The organism is Acidovorax sp. HMWF018 (genome assembly GCF_003061035.1).
GTDB classification, from domain to species: Bacteria; Pseudomonadota; Gammaproteobacteria; order Burkholderiales; family Burkholderiaceae_C; genus Acidovorax; species Acidovorax delafieldii.
In genome coordinates, this window is sequence record NZ_QAIM01000046.1 from 1 (window position 1) to 3,822 (window position 3,822).

The following is a 3,822-nucleotide window of genomic DNA, read 5'->3' on the forward strand; positions in this document are numbered from 1 at the left end:
TGGGGGGGCGGTCGATAAGGGGGCCGTCGTCAGTGAACCGGAATACGCGGAGATGCGGGATTTCACCGCCAATGCGGTGACCCAGGCTCGCGGCCTTCCAGCGCACGCATCCAAGGATGCGGTAGTCGCTGCTGCCAGCAAGCTGCAGGAGGCCGTCTCCCGCAAGGCAGATGGCGCAGAGGTCGCGCGCCTAGCCCATGAAGTGGAAGCGCTGCTGGTGGCCGCATATCCGATCCCCGTCGCCCCAAAGGCTCTGCCTGACCTCAAACGAGGCGCCGCGCTCTTCCAGGCCCAATGCGCGTCTTGTCACGGCACGGCGGGCGGTGGCGACGGACCACTTGCAGCCAAACTCGAACCACCGCCGATCGCCTTCACGAACCGGGAACGCGCTCGGTCCCGAAGCCTCATGGCGCTCTACCAGGTCGTCTCCCAAGGCGTTACGGGCACGTCGATGCCGAGTTTTGCGGCGCTGCCCGACGAGGACCGGTGGGCGCTGGCGTTTTTCGCCGGCACGCTTTCTCACGACGACGGAATGCGCAAACGAGGTGAGCAGCTGTGGAAAAGTGATGCAGCGGCTCGGAAGGAGTTTGCCGACCTGGCGGCTGTGACTACGGTCACTGAGGCTGCTGCGGCCGGCCGAGTCGGAACCGACGCGGCCCGAGACCTGACGGCCTACCTGCGCAGCCAGCCGGAGTTGGCCGCCGCGGCCGGCAACGCCGGCGGACTGACCCTTTCCCGCACGCGCCTGGCGGAGAGCTTGATGGCCATTCGCAAGGGCGACAAGCCGGTGGCCACGCGGCTAGCGCTCTCGGCCTATCTTGATGGATTCGAGCCGCTGGAACCATCCCTTGGTGCGCGCAACAAAGCGCTCCTGTCGGAGGTGGAAAACGGCATGCTGGCCTATCGCTCGGCGATCGCAAATGGCACGCTCGCCCAAGCTGAGGCCGCCGCTCAAAAGCTGGACTACCTCTTCGCGGAGGTGGAGAAGGAACTGGGCGGCGAATCGGCAGACCCGCTCACCACCTTCTTGGGCTCTCTGACGATCTTGCTGAGAGAAGGGCTCGAAGCGCTGCTGATCGTCGTCGGCATGGTTGCTTTCCTGAAGAAAGCCAATCGGCCCGACGTCCTACGCTACGTGCACGGTGGCTGGATCGTGGCGTTGGCCGCTGGAGGCCTGACCTGGGTCGTGGCAACCTATTTTGTGAACATCAGCGGGGCGAGCCGTGAGGTCACCGAGGGGCTGTCGTCCCTCTTTGCCGCGCTCGTTCTGCTGAGCGTAGGCTTGTGGATGCACCAGAAGAGCGCCGCAGGCCGTTGGCAGGCTTACCTCAAGGAAAAGCTGTCCGCGGCCATGTCGAAGCGTTCGGCATGGGCCTTGTTCGGCCTTTCGTTCATCGCGGTCTACCGCGAGGTTTTCGAGACCGTGCTTTTCTACTCGGCTCTCTCGGCCGATGGGAATGACGATGCCTTGTTGGGTGGGCTGGGCCTCGGCGTCGCTCTCCTGGCCGTTCTGGCCTGGATGATGCTCAGGACCAGTGCGCGGATGCCGATCGGAAAATTCTTCAGCATCAGCTCGATCCTGGTTGCTGTGCTGGCCGTTGTCCTGGCAGGAAAGGGCGTGGCGGGGCTGCAGGAAGCTGGCTGGCTGGGAGCCAGTCCCATCATGGCACCCCGAATCGAATTGCTTGGACTGTATCCGTCGGCCGAAACCGTCGTGGCCCAGCTCATCGTCCTGCTGATCGCAGTCTCGGGTTTCGCAATGAACGCATACAAAGGCCGACGGTTGCAGCCTGTATGACCTTCGGGATGCGCGGGGCGATGTCAGACCTCATGCGCTGGCGTTGCGCCTGGCCGTTTCCGATGCTTCGCGCAGAATTTCCCGGCCGCCGTTCGCGGCAATCCCGGCCACGACAACGCCCAACATTAGATCCGGGATGTTCGAGCCGAGCCACATGACCAGCACACCTGACAACACGATGGATCCATTAACAATGGAGGCCGACCCAGAATCCGCAGCTCATGTCCCGCAACTCCGGGCTTTCTCCAACTACTTCGGTCGCTACGACCGGCGCGTGGGAATGCGACTTCATGGCAGGCTCCTTTTGCGCTTGGAAAAGCCGCAATCTTTCCATCATGTAAAGGTCAAGCGATCACCCCATCCTTGACCTTGGCACCGTGGCAAGGTTTAGGGTGCGTGCAATGGCGACAGGCCTGAATGGAGGTATTGCGATGGTTCGCAGATTCGGGATTCGAAAGTCCCTGGAGCAGGAGGTGCTGCGACTCTACAAACGCGCCGTGGCCGAACAGCGCTGGGAGATTGCCGAGCCGCTAATGTGCGCGCTGGAACAGTTGGCACAAGCCGACCCTGCCTGTGAAGCGGCGCTCGAACAGGCATATCTGTGTGTGAACCCGCCTGATGTGGGTCGAGGGCACTGAGCGTGACATCGCATCTCGGCAAAAACTCGCGATCCGGGGTGATCTCGGTTTTCTGGCAAAAGCAGAAAGTTTTGAACAAAATAATTTCTAAATCAACTACTTAGAAGTTTTCCCCAACGCCGCGCCAACCTGAAAGTCTTCAAGCGTTTTGCCGAGCGCAAGCGCTTCACTCAACCAGGTGGGACGTCGCCCGCGCCCGCCCCACGTGTTGCCATTTGCGTCCCGATACAAGGCAGTGGTCGTCTCCGTGTTGTCCCCGTCGAACAAATCCTCTGGTTCCAATCCAAATCGAGCAATGGCCTGCTTTATCAGCGGGATGATCTCCTCCGCTGCACTTGCCTCGGTCATTGCGTCTTCAAGCCGCCTCTTCATCTGAGCAAGTGTCTTTGGCAATGCAAACTCCTATTGCTATGTGAAGTGACGCGCCAGCACATGCTTCACAGATCTTGCGACAACGCTTCCACCAGTCGCTCCTGAAGCTGAACATCTGCTGCTGTTGCGTCTGCTCTTGGGATTACCGCCCATTGAGAGCACTGAACAGACATCTTCCTTACCTCCGATGTCGCCAAGCATGACAGCCGGAAGACTGTCCCAATGATTTTTCGGCTTTTCTCGGCATAAATACGCTGCCAGAGGTTTGAGTGTTTGTCGCTGAAATCCTGCAGCAGGCGCACCAGCCCCCTTTTTAACTCGGTATCGTCTTTCGCAACGAGAAGCTCTCCCTTGGGATTGAGTATCTTTGACACGTCCATCGCAATGATGCCCCGATGGCCTGACCCAATCTCTGCATTAAAAGTATCCTGAAGTTGCGAGCAGGCTTTGCGCAGATTGCGCTCCAGCGCATGTTCAGTTGTCACGCGCTTACATTCAACCCAGATCTTGCGTCCCTCAATCTTGATTCCGGTGTCGCTGCGCGCATTCAAGATCGCCTCCACGCGGCGAGCCGGCCGATGGGCCATTGCAGCTACCGTGGCTTCGAACAAGTAGTTGCGTGCGGCGGTGGTTTTGGGGGTTTCATTGGCTGCATTGATCGGGCCATTGACGGCCTTTTTCAGCTTCTCTGTCACGGAAATCAGTTGCAGTGGCGCAACCCCTTGCAAGGCCTGATGGATTCTTGTGAACTCTACGATTTCAAGCAGTGAACTCACAAAGTCTGGGAACGCTTGATCCGCTATCCTCGATAGAAGCGGTGAGGTACGCATCCTTCCAGTAGCCAATGACCTTTGGGCTGCTGCCGGTTCCGTTGACACCGACCTAAGCTTCTTGAGCTTTCTCGAACTGTACGGGACTGTGAGGTTGCCCCTGAAAAGTGGAGTTCTTAACCCTTGTTGAAAATACCGACAAGGAGTTGAGCAATGAGTGACAAGCAAGTGCGTGCGCAGTACA

The 3,822-nt window shown here is 59.3% G+C and carries 4 protein-coding genes and 1 pseudogene; 2 read left to right on the forward strand and 3 right to left on the reverse strand.

Annotated elements, in window-relative coordinates; genetic code table 11:
- A partial coding sequence (locus tag DBR23_RS01650) for a cytochrome c/FTR1 family iron permease (RefSeq protein ID WP_108497093.1) occupies positions 1 to 1,798 on the forward strand: 1,798 nt, incomplete at its 5' end.
- 30 nt (positions 1,799 to 1,828) lie between these two features.
- Here DBR23_RS01650 and DBR23_RS01655 read toward each other — a convergent pair.
- Positions 1,829 to 1,996 (reverse strand): annotated as a pseudogene (locus DBR23_RS01655) (cation transporter); the annotation flags it as partial.
- Between the two features lie 233 nt (positions 1,997 to 2,229).
- On the opposite strand from DBR23_RS01655, the gene DBR23_RS01660 reads away from it, so the two are divergent.
- The gene (locus DBR23_RS01660) at positions 2,230 to 2,436 is read left to right on the forward strand and encodes a hypothetical protein (RefSeq protein WP_108497094.1); all 207 of its coding nucleotides are present in this window, start codon (positions 2,230 to 2,232) and stop codon (positions 2,434 to 2,436) included.
- A 96-nt stretch (positions 2,437 to 2,532) separates the two neighbouring features.
- Here the strand turns inward: DBR23_RS01660 and DBR23_RS01665 are convergent, their stop codons facing one another.
- Positions 2,533 to 2,829 carry an H-NS family nucleoid-associated regulatory protein gene (locus tag DBR23_RS01665; protein WP_133246256.1) on the reverse strand — a complete coding sequence of 99 codons (297 nt, stop codon included), beginning with the start codon at positions 2,827 to 2,829 and terminating at the stop codon, positions 2,533 to 2,535.
- 44 nt (positions 2,830 to 2,873) lie between these two features.
- Positions 2,874 to 3,584 (reverse strand): hypothetical protein, encoded by a 711-nt coding sequence (locus DBR23_RS01670; RefSeq protein WP_133246255.1) that lies wholly within the window; start codon positions 3,582 to 3,584, stop codon positions 2,874 to 2,876.
- Positions 3,585 to 3,822: the final 238 nt, after the last annotated feature.

What these genes read in the sequence shown, in the direction of transcription:
- DBR23_RS01660 (WP_108497094.1), top strand. Translation starts at nt 2,230, where the DNA reads ATGGTTCGCAGATTCGGGATTCGAAAGTCCCTGGAGCAGGAGGTGCTG.